Origin of the sequence: Delftia sp. 60 (assembly GCF_002754395.1) — a bacterium.
GTDB classification, from domain to species: domain Bacteria; phylum Pseudomonadota; class Gammaproteobacteria; order Burkholderiales; family Burkholderiaceae_C; genus Comamonas; species Comamonas acidovorans.
Genome location: NZ_PEFD01000001.1, coordinates 1,888,382 through 1,907,381, shown reverse-complemented (window position 1 = coordinate 1,907,381; position 19,000 = coordinate 1,888,382). Strand labels below are relative to the sequence as shown.

The 19,000-nt window shown below is 69.3% G+C and carries 20 protein-coding genes; 10 read left to right on the top strand and 10 right to left on the bottom strand.

Features of this window, described 5'->3' with window-relative positions:
• Position 1 precedes the first annotated feature (1 nt).
• From CLV01_RS08580 to CLV01_RS08555, 6 genes are all read right to left on the bottom strand, one after another.
• On the bottom strand, positions 2-760 hold the full coding sequence (locus CLV01_RS08580) for a class II aldolase/adducin family protein (RefSeq protein WP_099734535.1): 759 nt from the start codon (positions 758-760) through the stop codon (positions 2-4).
• Between the two features lie 31 nt (positions 761-791).
• A complete protein-coding gene (locus tag CLV01_RS08575) occupies positions 792-1,325 on the bottom strand; it encodes a MarR family winged helix-turn-helix transcriptional regulator (RefSeq protein ID WP_013803942.1) in 534 nt (177 codons plus the stop codon).
• A gap of 186 nt (positions 1,326-1,511) precedes the next feature.
• Positions 1,512-2,747 (bottom strand): dienelactone hydrolase family protein, encoded by a 1,236-nt coding sequence (locus CLV01_RS08570; protein WP_016449084.1) that lies wholly within the window; start codon positions 2,745-2,747, stop codon positions 1,512-1,514.
• 59 nt (positions 2,748-2,806) lie between these two features.
• A complete protein-coding gene (locus CLV01_RS08565; protein WP_043824614.1) occupies positions 2,807-3,334 on the bottom strand; it encodes a flavin reductase family protein in 528 nt (175 codons plus the stop codon).
• A gap of 14 nt (positions 3,335-3,348) precedes the next feature.
• Positions 3,349-4,644 carry a styrene monooxygenase/indole monooxygenase family protein gene (locus tag CLV01_RS08560; protein WP_099734536.1) on the bottom strand — a complete coding sequence of 432 codons (1,296 nt, stop codon included), beginning with the start codon at positions 4,642-4,644 and terminating at the stop codon, positions 3,349-3,351.
• Between the two features lie 36 nt (positions 4,645-4,680).
• Complete coding sequence (locus tag CLV01_RS08555) at positions 4,681-5,472, bottom strand: SDR family oxidoreductase (protein ID WP_099734537.1); 792 nt, start codon at positions 5,470-5,472, stop codon at positions 4,681-4,683.
• 192 nt (positions 5,473-5,664) lie between these two features.
• On the opposite strand from CLV01_RS08555, the gene CLV01_RS08550 reads away from it, so the two are divergent.
• A complete protein-coding gene (locus CLV01_RS08550; protein ID WP_016454133.1) occupies positions 5,665-6,672 on the top strand; it encodes an AraC family transcriptional regulator in 1,008 nt (335 codons plus the stop codon).
• 18 nt (positions 6,673-6,690) lie between these two features.
• Here the strand turns inward: CLV01_RS08550 and CLV01_RS08545 are convergent, their stop codons facing one another.
• The 4 genes from CLV01_RS08545 to CLV01_RS08530 form a co-directional block, all read right to left on the bottom strand.
• Positions 6,691-7,461 carry an SDR family oxidoreductase gene (locus tag CLV01_RS08545; protein ID WP_012203715.1) on the bottom strand — a complete coding sequence of 257 codons (771 nt, stop codon included), beginning with the start codon at positions 7,459-7,461 and terminating at the stop codon, positions 6,691-6,693.
• A 138-nt stretch (positions 7,462-7,599) separates the two neighbouring features.
• Entirely contained in the window at positions 7,600-8,403 is an 804-nt protein-coding gene (gene hpaH / locus CLV01_RS08540) for a 2-oxo-hept-4-ene-1,7-dioate hydratase (RefSeq protein WP_099735197.1), read from the bottom strand.
• A 10-nt stretch (positions 8,404-8,413) separates the two neighbouring features.
• Positions 8,414-9,100 carry a flavin reductase family protein gene (locus CLV01_RS08535; RefSeq protein ID WP_016454131.1) on the bottom strand — a complete coding sequence of 229 codons (687 nt, stop codon included), beginning with the start codon at positions 9,098-9,100 and terminating at the stop codon, positions 8,414-8,416.
• A gap of 39 nt (positions 9,101-9,139) precedes the next feature.
• Positions 9,140-9,598, bottom strand: coding sequence for a VOC family protein (locus CLV01_RS08530; protein ID WP_013803950.1), 459 nt, complete (start codon positions 9,596-9,598; stop codon positions 9,140-9,142).
• 152 nt (positions 9,599-9,750) lie between these two features.
• Here CLV01_RS08530 and CLV01_RS08525 point away from each other — a divergent pair, with 152 nt between their 5' ends.
• The 9 genes from CLV01_RS08525 to CLV01_RS08485 all read left to right on the top strand — a co-directional run bounded on the left by CLV01_RS08525 (position 9,751) and on the right by CLV01_RS08485 (position 18,988).
• Positions 9,751-10,323 carry a MarR family winged helix-turn-helix transcriptional regulator gene (locus CLV01_RS08525; protein ID WP_099734538.1) on the top strand — a complete coding sequence of 191 codons (573 nt, stop codon included), beginning with the start codon at positions 9,751-9,753 and terminating at the stop codon, positions 10,321-10,323.
• A 267-nt stretch (positions 10,324-10,590) separates the two neighbouring features.
• Positions 10,591-11,406 carry a MetQ/NlpA family ABC transporter substrate-binding protein gene (locus CLV01_RS08520; protein ID WP_016449091.1) on the top strand — a complete coding sequence of 272 codons (816 nt, stop codon included), beginning with the start codon at positions 10,591-10,593 and terminating at the stop codon, positions 11,404-11,406.
• Between the two features lie 46 nt (positions 11,407-11,452).
• Positions 11,453-12,259: a MetQ/NlpA family ABC transporter substrate-binding protein gene (locus tag CLV01_RS08515; RefSeq protein WP_099734539.1), complete on the top strand. Its 807-nt coding sequence runs from the start codon at positions 11,453-11,455 to the stop codon at positions 12,257-12,259.
• Positions 12,260-12,282: 23 nt separating this feature from the next.
• Entirely contained in the window at positions 12,283-13,455 is a 1,173-nt protein-coding gene (locus tag CLV01_RS08510; protein ID WP_099734540.1) for a methionine ABC transporter ATP-binding protein, read from the top strand.
• On the top strand, positions 13,427-14,089 hold the full coding sequence (locus tag CLV01_RS08505) for a methionine ABC transporter permease (RefSeq protein WP_012203707.1): 663 nt from the start codon (positions 13,427-13,429) through the stop codon (positions 14,087-14,089). Before CLV01_RS08510 ends, CLV01_RS08505 begins: the two co-directional genes overlap by 29 nt.
• A gap of 83 nt (positions 14,090-14,172) precedes the next feature.
• Positions 14,173-15,465: an SfnB family sulfur acquisition oxidoreductase gene (locus tag CLV01_RS08500; protein ID WP_099734541.1), complete on the top strand. Its 1,293-nt coding sequence runs from the start codon at positions 14,173-14,175 to the stop codon at positions 15,463-15,465.
• Between the two features lie 5 nt (positions 15,466-15,470).
• The gene (locus tag CLV01_RS08495; RefSeq protein ID WP_063328001.1) at positions 15,471-16,748 is read left to right on the top strand and encodes an SfnB family sulfur acquisition oxidoreductase; all 1,278 of its coding nucleotides are present in this window, start codon (positions 15,471-15,473) and stop codon (positions 16,746-16,748) included.
• 25 nt (positions 16,749-16,773) lie between these two features.
• Positions 16,774-17,598 carry a MetQ/NlpA family ABC transporter substrate-binding protein gene (locus CLV01_RS08490; protein WP_012203704.1) on the top strand — a complete coding sequence of 275 codons (825 nt, stop codon included), beginning with the start codon at positions 16,774-16,776 and terminating at the stop codon, positions 17,596-17,598.
• A 25-nt stretch (positions 17,599-17,623) separates the two neighbouring features.
• The gene (locus tag CLV01_RS08485; protein WP_099734542.1) at positions 17,624-18,988 is read left to right on the top strand and encodes an LLM class flavin-dependent oxidoreductase; all 1,365 of its coding nucleotides are present in this window, start codon (positions 17,624-17,626) and stop codon (positions 18,986-18,988) included.
• Positions 18,989-19,000 lie beyond the last annotated feature (12 nt).

The window sequence follows — 19,000 nt, the reverse complement described above, 5'->3', positions numbered from 1 at the left end:
TTCAAAGATCGAGATAGCTGCTGTCGCGCCGGTTCACGCGGCGCACCAGGTGGTCGAACACATCGCGGGCACCGCCGTGGCTGGCGTTGAAGGTCAGCGAGTCCTCGTTGCAGCGCCGGGCCATGGCGTCGGAGACCATGCGCGGCGCGCCCATGGACAGGGTGGCCATCTGCACGTCGCAGGCGCGCTGCAGCGTCCACAGCACCACGAAGGCCTGGGGCAGGTCGCTGCCCCAGCTGAGCAGGCCATGGTTGCGCAGGATCACGGCCTTGCGGCGGCCGATGCTGGCCAGCAGGCGCGGCCCTTCGTCGGCATGGATGGTGATGCCCTCGAAGTCGTGGTAGGCCACCATGCCGTGCAGCTGGGCGCTGTAGAAGTTGCTTTGCGACAGGCCCTGCTCCAGGCAGGCCACGCCCATGCCCGAGGTGGTGTGCGTGTGCATCACGCAGTGCGCGCCCGGCAGTCCGTCGTGGATGGCCGCATGCACGACGAAGCCGGCCGGATTCACCGGATGCCGCGAGCCGTCCAGCACCTCGCCGCGCACATTGATGCGTACCAGGTTGCTGGCCGTGACCTCTTCGTAGTGCAGGCCGAAGGGGTTGATCAGGAACTGCTTTTCACCGCCCGTCACGCTGTCGGGCAGGCGCACCGTGATGTGGTTGTAGATCAGTTCGTCCCAGCCCAGCATGGCAAAGACGCGGTAGCAGGCGGCCAGTTCGATGCGGGCGGCCCGCTCATCAGGGTGCATGGAGCAATTCATGGTGTGGGTTCTGAGGTGGGTCGTGGGGAAATCAGGCATCCAGCCCCTGGTCCAGCGCCTGGGAAGCACGGCCCAGCTTGTCCAGGATGCGGTCCAGCATGGCGCGCTCATCGGCCGTCAGCGCATTGAGCAGGGCCGCCTGGTAGGGGCGTGCGCGGGACAGCACCTCGTCGAAGAGCGCCTGCCCTGCCTCGCTCAGCTGCAGCAGGTGGCGCCGCGCGTGCTGTGGATCGGCGCGGCGAAGCACCCAGCCCCGGTCGATCAGCGGCTGCAGCGCGCGGCTGATCTGGGCCTTGTCCATCAGGCTCAGGCGCGACAGCGCGCTGGCATGCAGCTCGCCATGGCGCTGGATCTGGCCCATGAGCCGCCACTCGGTCAGCCCCACGGGCGATGCCGGCGCGATGTAGTGGCGCGTCACCTGGGTCTGCAGCGCATTGGACAGTGCGCCCAGGCGGAAGGTGATGAAGTCCTCCAGCGCCAGCGTCTGGCTGCAGACCTGCGTGTCCGGTGCAGGGCCGGTGGCGGCATCGGCGGCAGGGATCGTGGATGTGCGTGGGCGGGGCATTGGGCGGAGGGAACCGGGCGGCGACGGCGATTGCGATTGCGATTGCGATTGCGATTGCGATTGCGATTGCGATGGCCGCATGATCCACCAATGTTGACATATCAACATTGGTGGCAACCCTGAGAGCCCTGGCGGCCTGCAGGCCGCCCGCAGGCGCAGGGTGAAACCCGTGCGCCCGCGCCGCGCTCAACGCTTGAGCAGTTCGTTGGAGGGCAGTGTCTCGTCCAGCAGCTTGCGGGCCGTCTCCACGCCCGCCACGGGCAGCAGCGCCGGGTCCAGCAGGCCCACCTGCACCAGCACGCTGGCCTGGTCCCAGTAGATGTGCTCGTGGTAGAGCTTGTCGCCCCGGAACTTGACCACGGCCAGCAGCGGGATCTCCACGCGCCGCCCCGTGGGCCGCACGCCGGGCAGCATCCACGGGATCTCGGTGGTGTGCGTGAAGCAGAACAGCATCTCGTCCACCACCTGCGAGGCCCCCACGGTGCGTGAAATCGGCGTCAGCGACGTGTCGGGCGGATTGCTGTTGACGAAGTGGTTCGTGTAGAAGGCGTGCAGGTTGCTGAAGCCCACGCCGCCGGTCATGGTGGGGATGTGGTTCACATAGGGCTCGGCCACCATGGTGGCCATGGTGTCGTCCACGTTGCGCGTGGCGAACTCGTACTCGCAGTGCTTGTCCCACAGCGCGGCCAGGTCGAAATGCGGGCCGATGGCGGACTTGAGCGTGGCAATGCTGCGCTCGTGCGCCATCAGGGCCGAGGCGCGGTGGAAGTGATCGCCGCCCTTGCGCGCGAAGGCATGGTCCACGCCTGGATAGACATGCACGGCCACGCCGGGGCGCCCGCCCAGCGCCTGGACGATGCGCTGGCGCGCCTCGGGCGGGCAGAAGGCGTCGAGCTCGGCCACATGCAGGGTGAGCGGGCAGCGGATGCGCTCGGCCTCGTCCAGCGCCGCCTCGATGCCCACACCGTAGTAGCCGACCACCGCATCGGCATCGGTGCGGCAGGCGGCCAGGTAGGCCAGCTTGCCGCCCAGGCAAAAGCCCAGCACGCCGGCCTTGCCGTCCGTGACCTCGGGGCGCTGGCGCAAGGCGTTCAGGCAGGCCTGGATGTCCTGCACGCCCAGGGCCTCGTCGAATCCCTTGTAGAAGCCGAAGGCGCGCTCCCAGTCCGCCGGTGTGTAGCCCAGCTCCACATCGGGCTGCTGGCGCCAGAACAGGTCGGGCACCAGCACCACGTAGCCTTCTTCGGCGTAGTAGTCGGCCACCTCGCGCATGGTGGCGTTGACGCCGAAGATCTCCTGCGCCAGCACCAGGCCGGGGCCGCTGCCCGAGGCCGGCACGGCCAGATAGGCGTTGAAGCTGCCGCTGCCGTCCAGCGCGTTGATGCGCACATGGCGGCTGGCCGGGGGTTCTTTCTGCTGCATGGGGTTGTCTCCGTTTCAAAGGGTGGGGAAAGCTGCGGTGCCGCTTTTTTCATGGCCCGTCATACGCATTCGGGGTGCCGCACCGTCACCTGATAGTAGCCCGCGTGAAAGGCCAGGGGCTCGCCGTCGAAGCGTTCGCAGCGCTCGACCTGGCCGATGAAGATGAGGTGGTCGCCGCCATCGTATTGCCGGACGTTGCGGCAGACGAAGCGGGCCAGCACGCCATCGATCAGGGGCACGCCGGCCGGGCCTTCCGCGCAGTCCAGGCCGCCGAACTTGTCTTGCTGCGGCGTGGAAAAGCGCCGCGACAGAAGGTGCTGGCCCGCAGCCAGCACGTGGATGGCGAAATGGCTGGCGCCCTGGAAATCGCAGACGCTGGGCGCCTGGCGCGCCAGGCTCCACAGCACCAGCGGCGGGTCCAGCGAGACCGAGGAGAACGAGTTGGCCGTCATGCCCACGCGCCGCCCGTCCGGCGCGCGCGTGGTGATGACGGTCACGCCCGTGGTGAACTGGCCGAAGGCCTTGCGCAGCTCGCGCGGATCGAAGGAGCAGGCCGGGGCGGCGGCCGGGGTGTCGCATGTGCTCATGGCGGCCTCTGCGGCTAGGCGGGGACGGCTGCCATGGCGGCGATGGCCGCGCAGCTGTCGATGTAGTGGTCCGCCTCGCCCGCGTCCGCGAACCAGGGGAAGAAGGTGCGCGGGTCATCGAAGCCGTTGGCAAAGGCGCTGGCCAGCGGTGCCAGCGTGCCCGCGCTGGCCAGCAGCTTGAGCACATGGGGTGGCGGTGGCGCCAGCAGCATGTTGGTCCACTGCGTGACCCATTGCGCATAGCCGAACCAGTAGCGGTCGAAGGTCTGCTGCATCCAGGCGGCGTCGAAGGCACCATTGCCGTCGCCATTGCCGTCGCCATGGCCGCGCGCCAGGATGCTGCGCAGATAGGTGTCGGCGCACTTGGCCGCGTTGTTGGAGCCCTGCCCTGTGATGGGGTCGTTGAGCACCACCACGTCGCCCATGCCCAGCACTTTGCGCCCCGACGGCAGCGTGGCCACGGGCTTGCGCACCGTGGGGGCGAAGCGGCCCGCGAGGATACCGTTGTCATCGGTCAGCGCAATGTCGCGGCAGCGCTCGGCCTCCCAGGGCACGAAGGTGTCGAGGATCCAGCGACTGCGCTCCAGGTGCTGCTCCGGTGTCTTCACATCGCCCCAGCAGTCCATGGGGCCGCCGGGCACGCCCTCGAACACCATGATCTCGCAGGGCCCCGTGGTCGTCAGCGCCGGGAACACGAAATACTCGCCCACGCCCGGCAGCAGGTTGAAGGACACGGCGGAGAACGGCTCGCGCGGCTTCATGCCCGTCACATAGGTCAGCGCCAGCGCGCGCTGGGGCTGGTCGAAGCGCGAGCGGTGGGCATCGCGCTCGAACAGCCTCGATATCTCGCCCTTGCCGCTGGCGACCAGGGTCAGGTCATGGCTGCGCGTGCATTCCTCCAGCTCGGCGATGCCCGCGTCCTTGAGCACCAGCTCGCCGCCCTGGCGGCGGAAGTCGTCCATCCATGCGGGGATCTTCAGGCGCTGGTCCACGGACTGCGCGCCCGCGTTCAGACGCGCGGCCCAGTCGATGGCCTTGCCGGCCGCTTTCCCGCCGTGCTGCCCAGGGTGTGGCACGCACAGGCCGATGCCCTCGACCACCGGGCATTCGCGCGACCAGTGGTCCAGGCCCAGGCCACGCTCTATCTGCAGCGCGCTGTCGAACATGCACTGGCTGGACATGACCCGGCCCTGGGCGATGTCCTGCGCCGTGCGGTTGCTCAGTATCGTGACCTGATGGCCCGCGGCCAGCAGGCCCAGGCCCAGTTGCAGGCCCGACTGGCCGGCTCCGACGATGGCGATTTTCTTCATGGCTGTCTCCTTGCGGCTCCGTGTCCGTACTGCGTACTAGTCCATCAATTGGGGAATGGCGGCCACGGCGCGCTCGGGCCCCATGGCGCCGTAGCCGCCGTCCACCGCGTAGTCGGCCCCCGTCACGAAGCTGGCATGGTCCGAGCACAGGAACAGCACCACCTGCGCCACCTCGTGCGGATCGCCCACGCGGCCCAGCAGGTGAAAGGGCGCGGCCACGCGGTCGGTCTTGGCGCGGTCGCCGCCACTGAGCCGGTCCATCACCGCCGACCAGGTCCAGCCCGGGCAGACGCTGTTGACGCGGATGCCATCGGCCGCCAGGTCCATGGCCATGCTGCGCGTGAGCTGCTTCATGGCCGCCTTGCTGGCCGGGTAGAGCCAGCGCCCCGTCTGCGCCGCTTCCGAAGAGATGCTGGTGAAATTCACCACGGCCCCGCCACCGGCGGCCACCATGTGCGGGTGCACGGCCTGCAGCATGGCCACGGCGCTGGCCACGTTCACGTTGAACGAGGCCAGCCAGTCGGCACGCGACGACTGCAGGCCTTCGTCTACATACGAGCAGGCCAGGTTGACCAGGATGTGCACGCCGCCGTGCCGGCTGCATGCCTGCTGAACGCAGGCAGCGACCTGGGCGTCGTCGGTGATGTCGGTGCGCACGAAAAGCGCGCCCTCGCCCAGCGCATCGGCCAGCACCTGGCCGTTGTCGGCATCGATGTCGGCAATGACCACCTTCACGCCGGCCGCGTGCAGCGCACGCACCACGCCGGCGCCTATCAGGGTGGAGCCGCCGGTGACGATGGCGCTTTTGCCTTCGAGTCCCTTGAACATGACGCTTGTTCTCCCGTGTGGATGCCAGGCCGGGCTGGCCTGTGCAGCACACGTTACGGGGGGCCGGGCCGCGCAGGCATCCGGCAAGCGCAGGCGCTGTCCCTGGCGCGCAGAAATTGGCTCCCGGGGAATGGTCCGAATTGTGGGAGCGGGTGGTTTTTGCTACGTTCTGCCCAGCCTATGGAACACGCCATGCACACACCGCTGCCGCTGCAGCGCTACCGGCTTTTCGAGAGCCACGACATGGACGAGGCCCGCGAAAGCGTGGCGCGCGTCTTCTGTCCGCATGGCCTGGGCATGCTGCGCCCGCGCGCCGAGCTGGACGCCTGCCACCACAGCGCGCCGCTTTCCCGCAACGTCAGCCTGAACTATGTGCAGTACGGCCCCGGCGTGCACATCGAGCCCGGCTACCTGCGGGACTTCTTCCTGCTGCAGATTCCCCTGCGCGGCAGTGCCGAGATCCGCTGCGGCGCGCAGCAGGTGGATGCCACGCCGCGCCTGGCCTCCCTGCCCTCGCCGACCGAGCCGCTGTCCATGCGCTGGGCCGACGACAGCCCGCACCTGATCGTGCGCATGGCCCGCCCGGCCCTGGTGGCGCGGCTGGAGGCGCTGCTGCAGGCGCCCGCAGGCCGGCCCCTGGTGTTCGATCTGGGCGTGCCGCTGGACCAGCCGGCGCTGGCACCGCTGGTGCATTTCATCGACTGCCTGCGGCACACGCTGGATGCGGGCAACGCCCTGCAGGCCACGCAGGCACTGGCCCAGCATGCGGAGGAATACCTGCTGACCAGCCTGCTGATGTCGGCCACGCACAGCCACAGCCGCGCACTGGCCGGGGACAGCCGGCGCAGCCTGCTGCCGCGCGGCGTGCGCAAGGCCCAGGAGTACATGCAGGCCCATGCCGACCAGCCCCTGTCGCTGGCCGATGTCTGTCGCGAGGCCGGCTGCAGCGCGCGCACGCTGCAGGCCGCCTTCCGCCAGCACGCAGGCATGGGGCCCATGGATTTCCTGCGCCAGCTGCGGCTGGACCGGGTGCGCGCCGAACTCCAGGCAGCCAAGGGCCCGGGCGTCGCAGCCGGCTCCGGCGTGCGCGACGTGGCGCAGAAATACGGCTTCCTGCACCTGGGCCACTTCGCGGCCCAGTACCGCAGCCGCTTCGGCGAGCTCCCGTCCGAGACGGCGAGCCGCCGCGTGCAGGCCTGAAGACCTGACTTTGCCGGTTCAGCCCCGGCCCACGAAGGGCATCTTGGTCGCCATCACCGTGTGGAACAGCACATTGGCCTCCAGCGGCAGGCTGGCCATGTAGAGCACGGACTGGCCCACCACATCCGCGTCGATCAGCGGCTCCACCGCGATCTCGCCATTGGCCTGGGGCACGCCCTTGGCCATGCGCGATGCCAGCTCGGTCATGGCATTGCCGATATCGATCTGGCCCACGGCGATGTCGTAGGCACGGCCGTCGAGCGCTGCGGTCTTGGTCAGGCCCATGACGGCATGCTTGGTGGCCGTGTAGGCGCTGGAATTGGGGCGCGGCGCATGCGCGGAGATGGAGCCGTTGTTGATGATGCGGCCGCCGCGCGGCGACTGGTCGCGCATGGTGCGGAACGCCTGCTGCAGGCAATAGAACATGCCGTTGAGGTTGACATCGACCACCTCGCGCCACTGCTCGGGCGTCCAGTCCAGGAAGGAGCCGGGCGGATTGCCCCGGCCGGCATTGTTGAACAGCAGATCCACGCGACCGAAGCGCTGCACCGTGCGCGCGAACAGCTGCTCCACGGCAGCCGGGTCGCTGACATCGGTGGCAATGCCCAGCATGCGCTCGCCCGCGCCGTACTTTGCCTGGGCCTCGGCGCAGGTCTCATCCAGCAGCGCCTGGCGGCGGCCCGCCACCACCACCTGGTAGCCAGCGCCCGCCAGGGCCAGCGCCACGGCCTTGCCCACGCCGGTTCCTCCGCCCGTGACCACGGCCGTCTTTGCGTTCTTCATCTCCATTGCTTGTCCATCCTGTAGTGCATGTGTTGCAGCCGCCGCCCGCGCACCGGTGGCGGGCGGCGCCGCTGCATTGTCGGCGACGCGCCGGGCCTGCGGACTGTGCCGCAGGCGACACCATCGCCGCACTGCGAACGAAGCTCAGGCAAAGCGCCAGGCAATGGAGCCCAGCGGCCCGTAGTCCACATGGAAGCTGTCACCGGCCTGGGCCGTGACGGGCCGCGTGAACGAGCCTGCCAGCACCACCTGGCCTGCGTCCAGCTGCTCATCCCATTGCGCGAGCCGGTTGGCCAGCCAGGCCACGCCCGTGGCCGGATGGTTGAGCACGGCGGCCGCCACGCCGGACTCCTCGATCACGCCGTTGCGCTGCAGCAGCGCCGACACCCAGCGCAGGTCCACCGCGTCGGGGCGCACGGGCCGCCCGCCCATGACGATGCCGGCATTGGCCGCGTTGTCGGCGATGGTGTCGCGCACCGTGCGCATGGCCTGGGTATCGCGGTCCTTTTGCTCGATGCGGGCGTCGATGATTTCCACGGCGGGCACCACCCAGTCGGTGGCGGCCAGCACATCGCACAGGGTGACGCCCGGCCCCTTGAGCGTGCGGCCCAGCACGAAGGCCAGCTCCACCTCCACGCGCGGAGCGATGAAGCGCGCAAAGGGAATGTCGCCGCCGGGCTCGAAGAACATGTCGTTCAGCAGGGTGCCGTAGTCCGGCTCGGTGATCTGCACGGCCTGCTGCATGGCACGCGAGGTCAGGCCGATCTTGTGGCCCCTGACCGTGCGGCCCTCGGCGCGCTTGAGCCGCATCCAGGCGCGCGAGATGGCGTAGCCATCCTGCACCGTCATGTCCGGATGGCGGCGGGAAAAGTGCCGGACCTGCACCCGGCTTTTTTCGCTGGCGTGCAGCTCGGCCGCCAGGCTGTCTATGGTGTGTTGCGCAAGCATGGACGGCCCTTCAGCGCGCGGCGGCGCCATCGTCGGCCCAGGCCAGGTAGCTGTCGGACACGCCCTGGCGCTGCATGGCATCCCACTGCGCCACCGAGGGCGTGGGCATCTGGAAGGCATCGCCCACGCGGCCATACCAGCCGGGGTTCTGCAACCGCGCGATCAGCTCCATGGGCGCGGGGTCGAAGTACATGAGCTCGCCATCGACCACGGCCGCGTCCATGACATGGGCGGCCAGCACGTCGGCCAGCACCAGGCTGCGCACGCCGTCGATATCGATGAGCTGGCGCACGCGGCACTCGAATGAAGCAGGGCTGTCCACGATGCGCGGGGCCTTGACGCGCCGTGCATCGCCCAGGACCAGGCCGGCCTGCGCAGACTCGTCCACCTGCGCGCCGAACTCTATGGCCGTCACCGCCATGCGGCGCGCCAGCGGCTCGGACACCAGGTTCACCACGAACTCGCCCGTGGCCGCGATGTTGCGCGCCGTGTCCTTGAGCACGCCCTGGCGCGAGCCTATGCACACGCACAGCAGCGGCGGATCGCCCGACATGGCGTTGAAGAAGGAAAACGGCGCGACGTTGACCGTGCCGTCCCCGTCCACCGAGCTGATCCAGGCGATGGGACGGGGCAGAACCAGGGAGTGAAGGATGTTGCTGCGCTGCTCGCTGTTGAGCGATTGCATTTCAAAGTACATGGGAATCCGTAGGGGAAGGGAAAAAGGGAGGGCGTCGCGTCACTCGTTGCCGGCGCGCGCCGCGTCCTGCTCGGCCTGGGCGATGCCCGGGGCGCGCGCATTGGACTGGTGCAGTTCCACCAGGTTGCCGGCCGGGTCGCGCAGGAACAGCTGCTTGAGGCTGGGCGATGCCACGTTGTCCAGCGTGAAGTAATCGACGCCGCGCGCCTGCAGCTCCTGCTCGGCGCCGAGGATGTCGTCCACGGCCAGCGCGATGTGGTTGGACACGGGGTCCCTGCCCGGGCCCTGCGCATAGCGCGACGGCCCCTCGCTGCCGAGGATGTGCAACTGGCTGCCGTTGGGCAGGTTGATCCAGGAGCCGTAGATGCCGGGGATCTTCCAGCGCGCGGCGTCCTGGGGCAGGTTCAGCACTTCGCGGTAGAAGTCGAGCATGGCGTCGGCCTGGGCGTGGTTGACGCCGAACCCGACATGGTGGAGTTCCAGAACTTTGATGGGCATGGGATGTCCTTGCAGATTTGTGTGCCGCCAAATAATACGCTTAACGTACTATACACAAAGCGTAATATATGAAAGCCGTAAAATCAACCGCCTTTTCTTCTCCCGGCTTCAACCCGCCTTCAACCCGGTTTCACCCGCTTCCATCCACTCCCATGAGTCCGCGCAAGACCGCTGCCGCACCGGCCCCCGATTCCACCCCCCTCGCCAACGCCCCCGAAGCGCTGCGCCCGCACCTGGCCCTGATGGCCGAGACCGCGCAGCCCGGCACCGACACGCCGGCCGCCGGCCTGGGCCTGCTGCTGCTGTGGCTGGCCGACGATGTGGAGCAGCGCGCCAACGCATCGCTGCAGGCGTTCGGCCTGTCCGAGAGCAAGCTCGACGTGCTCATGATCTTCGGCCTGGCCGAGCGCGGGCTGCTGGGCGACACGGTGGTCACGCCGTCCTATATCGCCAGCTACGTCGGCGTGACGCGCTCGTCGGTGACGGGCCTGCTGGACTGGCTGGAAAAGCGCTCGCTGCTGGCGCGCAGCCTCAGCCAGGAAGACCGCCGCAGCTTCGACCTGGCGCTCACCGACCAGGGCCGCGAGGTGCTGGCCCGCGCGCTGCCGGCCTTCTGGCGCATGTGCGAGTCCCTGGTCGACTACCTGGACGAGGACGAGCGTGCCAGCCTGCAGTCCATCCTCTTCAAGGCCTGGACGAGGATGAAGGCGCAGCAGGGCGCTTGATCCTGGGAGCGCGGCAGGCCGCCCTGGCTGCCGCAAGCCTGCGCAGCCGGCACGGTGCCATATTTCGCGCGGGCATAAGCTCAATCTTGCCTGTGCAAAATTTCCTTTGCGATCAATGCCTTGCGCCGCGCATGGCTCGCTATAAGGAAATGTGAATTCCGTCGTGGTGCGCGCCGGGGCCGGGTGTTGCAATGCCTTCAGAGGCCATGCCGGCAGGCGCCATGTGGGCGCCGGCGCCGGGCCTGGCCGAGCTGGAGGAACCACGCCTTGCCCACGCGCAGAAACACATTGCTCTGGTCGCTCGCCGCCACGCTGGCGCTGCCCGGCCTTGCGGCGGCCGCCGCGCTGAAGATAGGCGTCACGCCCGGCTCGCTGGCCGACTCCGTGGAGGTCGCCGCCAAGGAGGCGCGCGCCCAGGGGCTGGACGTGCAGGTCATCGAGTTCACCGACTGGACCACGCCCAACACGGCGCTGGCGGCCGGCGACATCGACCTCAACTACTTCCAGCACCAGGCCTTCCTGGACAACGCCATCCGCGAGCGCGGCTATGCCTTCACCAGCGTGGCCACGGGCCTGCTGCCCAACATCGGCCTGTACTCGCTCAAGACCCAGCGCTTTGCCGACCTGAAGGAGGGAGCGCGCGTGGGCGTGGCAAACGACCCCGTCAACCAGGGGCGCGGCCTGCTGCTGCTGGAGAAGGCCGGCCTGATCCAGCTGCGCGAAGGCAAGGGCCCGCGCGCGGGGCTGGACGACATCGTGTCCAACCCGCGCAGGCTGCGCTTTGTCGAGATCGAAGGGCCGCAGCTGGTGCGCGCGCTGGACGATGTGGACCTGGCCCAGGGCTACCCGGCCCACTTCGTCAACGCCGGGCGGCCGCAGGTGGCCGGCAATGCGCTGCTGTATTCGGGCATTGACGACCTGTACTACGCCATCCGCTTCGTCTCGCGCCAGGACAACGCCCGGGACCCGCGCATTGCGCAGTTCGTGCGCATCTACCAGACCTCGGGCGCCGTGCAGGCGCAGATCCACAAGTCATTCGCCGCCAACGACAGGCTGTACAGCCTGCCGTGGCGCAAGCCGTGACGCGGCCCCTTCTTGCCTTTTTCGAACCTTTTTTCCGGAGATCCCGATGAAGCTTTCCCGTGCCCTGATCGCCCCGCTGGCCGCCCTGGCCCTGTTCTCCGCCCACGCTGCCGACAAGCTGCGCATCGGCGTGGTGCCCGGCGCCTACGCCGACTCGGTGGCCGTGGCTGCCAAGGAGGCCAAGGCCCAGGGCATCGATGTGCAGGTGGTGGAGTTCACCGACTGGACCACGCCCAACGTGGCCGTGGACTCGGGCGACCTGGACATCAACTACTTCCAGCACCAGCCCTTCCTGGACAACGCCATCCAGAAGAACGGCTACAAGCTGGCCAGCGCGGGCACGGGCATCCTGGCCAACGTGGGCCTGTACTCGCTCAAGCACAAGGCCATCGCCCAGGTGCCGCAGGGCGGCAAGGTGGGCATTGCCAACGACCCCGTGAACCAGGGGCGCGGCCTGCTCTTGCTGCAGAAGGTGGGGCTGATCAAGCTCAAGCCCGGCGTGGGCTACCTGGGCAGCCTGGACGACATCGTCGAGAACCCCAAGAAGCTCAGCTTCGTCGAGGTCGAGGGGCCGCAGCTGGTGCGCATCACGGGCGACGTGGACATCGCCCAGGGCTACCCGCACTTCATCGTGGCGGCCAAGGCCTTCGATCCGTCCAGCGGGCTTGCGTATTCGGGCATCGAGGATGCGCGCTTTTCCATCCAGTTCGTGGTCAAGGCCAGCCGCACGCAGGACCCCGTGGTGCAGAAGTTCATCCGCATCTACCAGAACTCCGATGCGGTGAAGGCCGAGGCCCAGCGAGCCTTCTCCAACGACAAGCGCCTGTACAACCTGGCCTGGGTCAAGCCCTGAGCGGCACGGGGAGGACTTCAGCCATGTCAACCAGCATTGCAGCCAGGCAGCCCCTGGCGGACAGGCCGGCCCATGACGCGGGCAGGCGCTCATCGGCAGCGGCCGGCACCACGCGGGAATCCATCCGTGGACCCGGCGCCGTGGCCTTCAGCGGCGTAGCCAAGACCTACCAGTCTTCGGCAGGGCCCGTACAGGCGCTGGACGCGATCAGCCTGGAGATCGCGCCGGGCAGCATCTTCGGCATCATCGGGCGCAGCGGCGCGGGCAAGTCCAGCCTGCTGCGCACCATCAACCGGCTGGAGCAGCCCAGCAGCGGCCAGGTGCGGGTCGATGGCGTGGACATCGGCACGCTGGACGAATCGCAGCTGGTGCAGCTGCGCCGGCGCATCGGCATGATCTTCCAGCACTTCAACCTGCTGTCGGCCAAGACGGTGCATGACAACGTGGCCCTGCCCCTGCAGGTGGCGGGCCTGCCGCGCGCACGCATCAATGCGCGGGTCAATGAGCTGCTGGCCCTGGTGGGCCTGCAGGAGAAGGCTGGCACCTATCCGAGCCGGCTGTCGGGCGGGCAAAAGCAGCGCGTGGGCATTGCCCGCGCCCTGGCCACCGACCCCGAGATCCTGCTGTGCGACGAGGCCACCTCGGCCCTGGACCCAGAGACCACGCAGTCCATCCTGGAGCTGCTGCGCACCATCAACCGCAAGCTGGGCATCACCATCATCCTGATCACGCACGAGATGAGCGTGATCCGCGAGATCGCCGACCGCGTGCTGGTGCTGGAGCAGGGCCGCATCGCCGAGCTGGGCGAGGTCTGGAAGGTCTTCGGCAACCCGCAGCACCCGGCCACGCGCGCCCTGCTGGCACCGCTGCAGCACGGCCTGCCCGACGACCTGCGCCAGCGCCTGCTGAGCACCGCGCCCGCAGGCCGCCACGAACGCATCCTGCAGCTGACCTACCGCGGCGAGGACGGGCTGGAGCCCGACTTCCCGCGCATCGCCCAGGCCCTGGGCGGCCGGGTGCGCCTGCTGCATGGCGGCGTGGACCGCATCCAGGGCCATGCCCAGGGGCAGCTGCTGATCGCGCTGGGCGGCGGCACGGCCGCGCATGACTGGCACACATTGACGCAGGGCCCGGCGGCCATTGCGCATGACATCAAGGATCTCGGATATGTCGCTGAATCTGTCCATTCCCATTGAGCGCTACGGCAACGCGCTGGCCGACACGCTGATGATGGTCGGCGTCTCGGGCGGCATCGCGCTGGCGGCGGGCATTCCGCTGGCGGTGCTGCTCATCGTCACCGCGCCCGGCGGCTTCCTCGCCTCGCCGCGCACGCACCGCGCGCTGGGCAGCGTGATCAACGGCTTCCGTGCCACGCCCTTCATCGTGCTGCTGGTGGCGCTGATCCCGTTCACGCGGCTGGTGACGGGCACCACCATCGGCGTGTGGGCGGCCATCGTGCCGCTGGCCATCAGCGCCACGCCGTTCTTCGCGCGCATCGTCGAGGTCAGCCTGCGCGAGGTCGATCCCGGCCTCATCGAAGCCGCCCAGGCCATGGGCTGCCGCAAGTGGGACATCGTGCGCCACGTCTACCTGCCCGAGGCCCTGCCCGGCATCGTGGGCGGCTTCACCATCACCCTGGTGGCGCTGATCAGCTCCTCGGCCATGGCCGGCGCCGTGGGCGCGGGCGGCCTGGGCGACCTGGCCATCCGCTACGGCTACCAGCGCTTCGACACCCAGGTGATGCTGCTGGTGATTGCCGTGCTGATCGCGCTGGTCACCGTGGTCCAGGTCCTGGGCGACCGCTACGTGCGCCGGCTGCGCAGCCGCTGACGCTGAAAACAGGCACCACGCCTTTCCCTCCGGGGCCGCCGCCTGGCGGCCCTCTCCCCACCGACTCAGCAACGAGGCACGGAATGACCACACCGGATGCCCTGGGCGCAGCCTTGCCCGGCAACACACACCACACCCCGGGCGGGGCGCTGCGGCGCCTGCCCCTGCCGCCCTCCACCCCGCACCGCATCACCAGCGAGGCCGAGGCCCTGCAGGCCGCCCAGGCCCTGGCCGATGAATGGCGCGCGGACGCAGCGGCCCGCGACCACGAGCGGCGCCTGCCCTGGCAGGAAATCGAGCGCCACACGGCCAGCGGGCTGGGCGCCATCACCGTGCCCCGCGCCTACGGCGGCCTGGGCGCTTCCTACGAGACGCTGGCCCAGGTCTTCGTCACGCTGTGCGCGGCCGACCCTTCGCTGGGCCAGATTCCGCAGAACCATTTCGCCGTGCTGCAGAACCTGCGGGACATGGGCAGCGAGCCCCAGAAGCGCCGCTGGTTCGCCGACGTGCTGGCAGGCCACCGCCTGGGCAATGCCGGGCCGGAGCGCAAGGGGCGCGCCGCGCATGTGCTGGAGGCCACGGCGCGCCTGTCGCGCGATGCCGAAGGCGGCCTGCGCGTCAGCGGCACGCGCTTTTACTCCACGGGCTCGGCCTTCGCGCACTGGGTGCCCTTCCGTGCCCAGGCCGAGGAGGGCCGCATCGTGCAGGTCTGGGTGCGGCGCGATGCGCCGGGCGTGACCGTGTTCGACGACTGGGACTCCTTCGGCCAGCGCACCACGGCCAGCGGCAGCGTGCAGCTGGACCAGGTGCAGGTACAGCCCGAGGACGTGGTGCCTGCCTGGCAGTTCGAGGCCACGCCCTCGCTGTCCGGCCCGGTGTCGCAGCTGATCCAGGCCTCCATCGACGCGGGCATTGCCCAGGGCGCGCTGCGCGACGCGGTGGACTTCGTGCGCGACAAGAGCCGGCCCTGGATGGACTCCGGCGTGGCGCGTGCCAGCGACGATCCCCACCTCATCCACGAGGTCGGCCAGCTGCAGATCGAGGTGGACGCGGCCCATGCCGTGCTGCTGGAGGCCGCGCGCACGCTGGATACGCTTGCTGCAGCGGCTGGTGGCGCGGTGGACGAGCAGGCCAGCGCCCAGGCCTCGGTGGCCGTGGCCGAGGCCAAGATCCTCACCACCGAGGCCGCGCTGCAGGCCGGCGAGCACCTGTTCGCGCTGGCCGGCTCCTCGGCCAGCCGCGCTGCCCACCGCCTGGACCGCCACTGGCGCAACGCCCGCGTGCACACGCTGCACGACCCCGTGCGCTGGAAATACCACCTGCTGGGCAACTACCTGCTCAACGGCGCCCTGCCGCGCCGCCACCAGTGGAACTGACCGCCATGACACAGACATCGACCCAAGAGCTGCAGGCCCTGGCCTCCACACCGGGCAGCCAGCCCGCTCCCGCAGCGCCTCCAGCCCGGCCCGCCCACATCATCGGCAGCGAGGCCGAGGCCCTGGAAGCGGCCCGCAGTTTTGCCGCCCTCATCGCCCCCGGCGCGCTGGCGCGCGACCGCGACCGCCTGCTGCCCTGGCAGGAGGTGGAGCAGTTCAGCCAGAGCGGCCTGTGGGGCATCACCATTCCCCGAGAGTACGGCGGCGCGGGCGTGTCCACGGCCACGCTGACGCGGGCCATTGCCCTGATTGCGGCGGCCGATGGCAACTTCGGCCACATTCCGCAGAACCACTACTACTCGCTGGAAGTGCTGCGCGTGGGCGGATCGCCCGCGCAAAAGGCCTTCTTCTATGACCGTGTGCTGCGCGGCGAACGCCTGGGCAATGCGCTGGCCGAGATCGGCCACCGCGACTTCCAGCGCCGCACCCGGCTGCTGCGCGAGAGCGGCGGCTGGTTCGTGCAGGGGCGCAAGTTCTATTGCACGGGCGCCCTGTTCGCGCACTGGATTCCCACCCTGGTCAGCGCGCAGGAAGAGGCGCCGGGGCAAGGCGAGCGCATGTATCTGGTCTTCATCCCGCGCGATGCGGCCGGCGTCACCGTCACCGACGACTGGGACGGCTTCGGCCAGCGCGTGACAGGCAGCGGCTCGGTGCAGTTCGACCGCGTGCGCGTGGAGCCCGAATGGGTGGTGCCCTTCACCAGTTCCTTCGAGCGACCCACCACCATCGGCCCCTTTGCCCAGATCATCCATGCCGCCCTGGACGCGGGCATTGGCCACGGCGCGCTGCAGGCCGCCCTGCCCTTCATCCGCGAGCATGCGCGGCCCTGGGTGGACGCGGGCGTGGCCAGCGCCACGCAGGACCCGCTGCTGCTGCAACAACTGGGCAATGTCCACGTGCGCCTGCGCGCCGCCGATGCCCTGGTGGCCCGCGCGGCCCTGGCCGTGGACGCCGCCCAGCGCGCGCCCACGGACGACAGCGTGGCCGCCGCCTCGGTGGCCGTGGCCCAGGCCAAGGCGCTGAGCACCAGCGCCAGCCTGCTGGCGGGCAGCAAGCTGTTCGAGCTGGCGGGCACGGCCTCCACCCTGGCGGGACAGGGCCTGGACCGCTTCTGGCGCAACGCGCGCACCCACACCCTGCACGACCCCGTGCGCTGGAAATACCACGCCGTGGGCAACTACGTGCTCAACGGCATACGCCCGCCGCGCCATGGCGCGCTCTGACCTTTATCAACGACACAGGAATGCAATGATGACAACGACCTCCCCCACCCTCTGGCCCCGGCTGGCCGCCTTCCTGGGCGCTGCCCTGCTCGCGGGCAGCGCCTTGGCCGCGCCCCTGAAGATCGGCGTGGTGCCAGGCATCTTCGCGGACTCGGTGGAAGCCGCCGCCAAGGAAGCCAAGAAGCAGGGCCTGGACGTGCAGGTGGTGGAATTCACCGACTGGGCCACGCCCAACGTGGCGCTGGACGCAGGCGACATCGACCTCAACTACTACCAGAACAGCAACTACCTGGCCAATGCAGCGCGCAGCAAGGGCTTCAAGTTCACCAGCGTGCAGGCGGGCATCCTGTCCTATCTGGGCCTGTACTCCACGCGCCACAAATCCCTGGCCGATCTGCCCACGGGCGCCAAGGTGGCCATTGCCAGCGACCCCGTCAACGTGGGCCGCGGCCTGCGCCTGCTGCAGCACGCGGGCCTGATCACGCTGCGCCCCGACACCGGGCTGCTGGGCACCCAGGCGGACATCGTCTCCAACCCCAGGAAGCTGCAGTTCGTGGAGATCGAGGGCCCGCAGCTGGCGCGCACCACGCCCGACGTGGACCTGGCCCAGGGCTTTCCGTATTTCATCATCGCCTCCAAGGCCTTCGATGCCAGCAAGGGCCTGGCCTACACCAGCTACGAGGACGACTCCTGGGCCATCCAGTTCGTGGCCCGCAGCGACCGCGCGGCCGACCCGCGCATCGCCCGCTTCCTGGACATCTACAAAAACTCCGACGTGGTGCGCAAGACCATCCACGCCTTCTACCTGAACGACCAGAAGCTCTACCGCCTGGCCTGGTTGAAGAACTGACGCAACGGACTGCAGGACCCGCCCCATGACGCAAGCCAAGCGCCACATCCACGTCAACGCCTTCAACATGAACTGCGTGGGCCACATACACCACGGCCTGTGGACCCATCCGCGCGACCGCTCCACCGAGTACGGCACGCTGGCCTACTGGACCCACATCGCCAGGGTGCTGGAGGAAGGCCTGTTCGACGGCATCTTCATCGCCGATGTGATCGGCTACTACGACGTCTACCAGGGCGGCGTGGACCTGACCCTGCGCGAAGGCATACAGCTGCCCGTCAACAACCCCTGGCTGCTGGTCTCGGCCATGGCGGCGGTGACGCGGCACATCGGTTTCGGCCTCACGGCCACCGTGGGCGCGCACCAGCCCTATACCTTTGCGCGCGACGTGACCACGCTGGACCAGCTGACCAATGGCCGCATCGGCTGGAACATCGTCACCGGCTATGTGGACAGCGGCGCGCGCGGACTGGGCCAGGACGGCCTGGCCGAGCACGACAGCCGCTACGACCGCGCCGACGACTTCCTGGAGCTTTCCTACAAGCTCTGGGAAGGCAGCTGGGAAGAGGGTGCCGTGATCGCCGACAAGGCGCGGCGCATCCACGCCCTGCCCGGCAAGGTACACCCGGTGGTGCACGAGGGGCCGTTCTACCGCGCCAACGCCATCCACATGAGCGCGCCTTCGCCCCAGCGCACGCCCGTGCTGTTCCAGGCCGGCACCTCGCCGCGCGGGCTGCGCTTTGCGGGCCGGCACGCCGAGGGCATCTTCATCGGCGCGCGCACGCCCGAGGCCGCGCGCGAGGCCTCGCGCCAGCTGCGCCAGGCCGCCGTGGACGCGGTCCGGCGTCCCGAGGACATCAAGATCTACGCCGGCGTGGCCGTGGTGCCCGGCCGCACCGAGGCCGAGGCGCGCGAGAAATACGCCGACTACCTGGCCCACGCCAGCGCGGAAAGCGGGCTGGCCCACTTTGCCGCCAGCACCGGCGTGGACTTTGCGCAGTACGGGCTGGACGACCCCATCTCCTTCGGCAACACCAACGCCATCCAGTCGGCGGCCCAGGCCGCGCAGAAGCAGGGCTGGACCACGCGGCGCAAGCTGCTGGAGCAGTTCACGCTGGGCAGCCGCTACGCCACCATCGTGGGCGACCCGGCCCAGGTGGCCGACGAGCTGGAGCGCTGGATCGACGTGGGCGAGATCGACGGCTTCAACCTGACCCGCATCGTCGCGCCCGAGACCTGGGAAGACTTCGCCCGCCTGGTCGTGCCCGAGCTGCAGAACCGGGGCCGCTACCGCACCAGCTACGGCGACGACGCCACGCTGCGCCAGCGCCTGTTCGGCCAGGGCGACCGCCTGCCCGCCAGCCACGCCGCCGCGCGCTGGCGGCGTTGAAGTCCTTAGCCA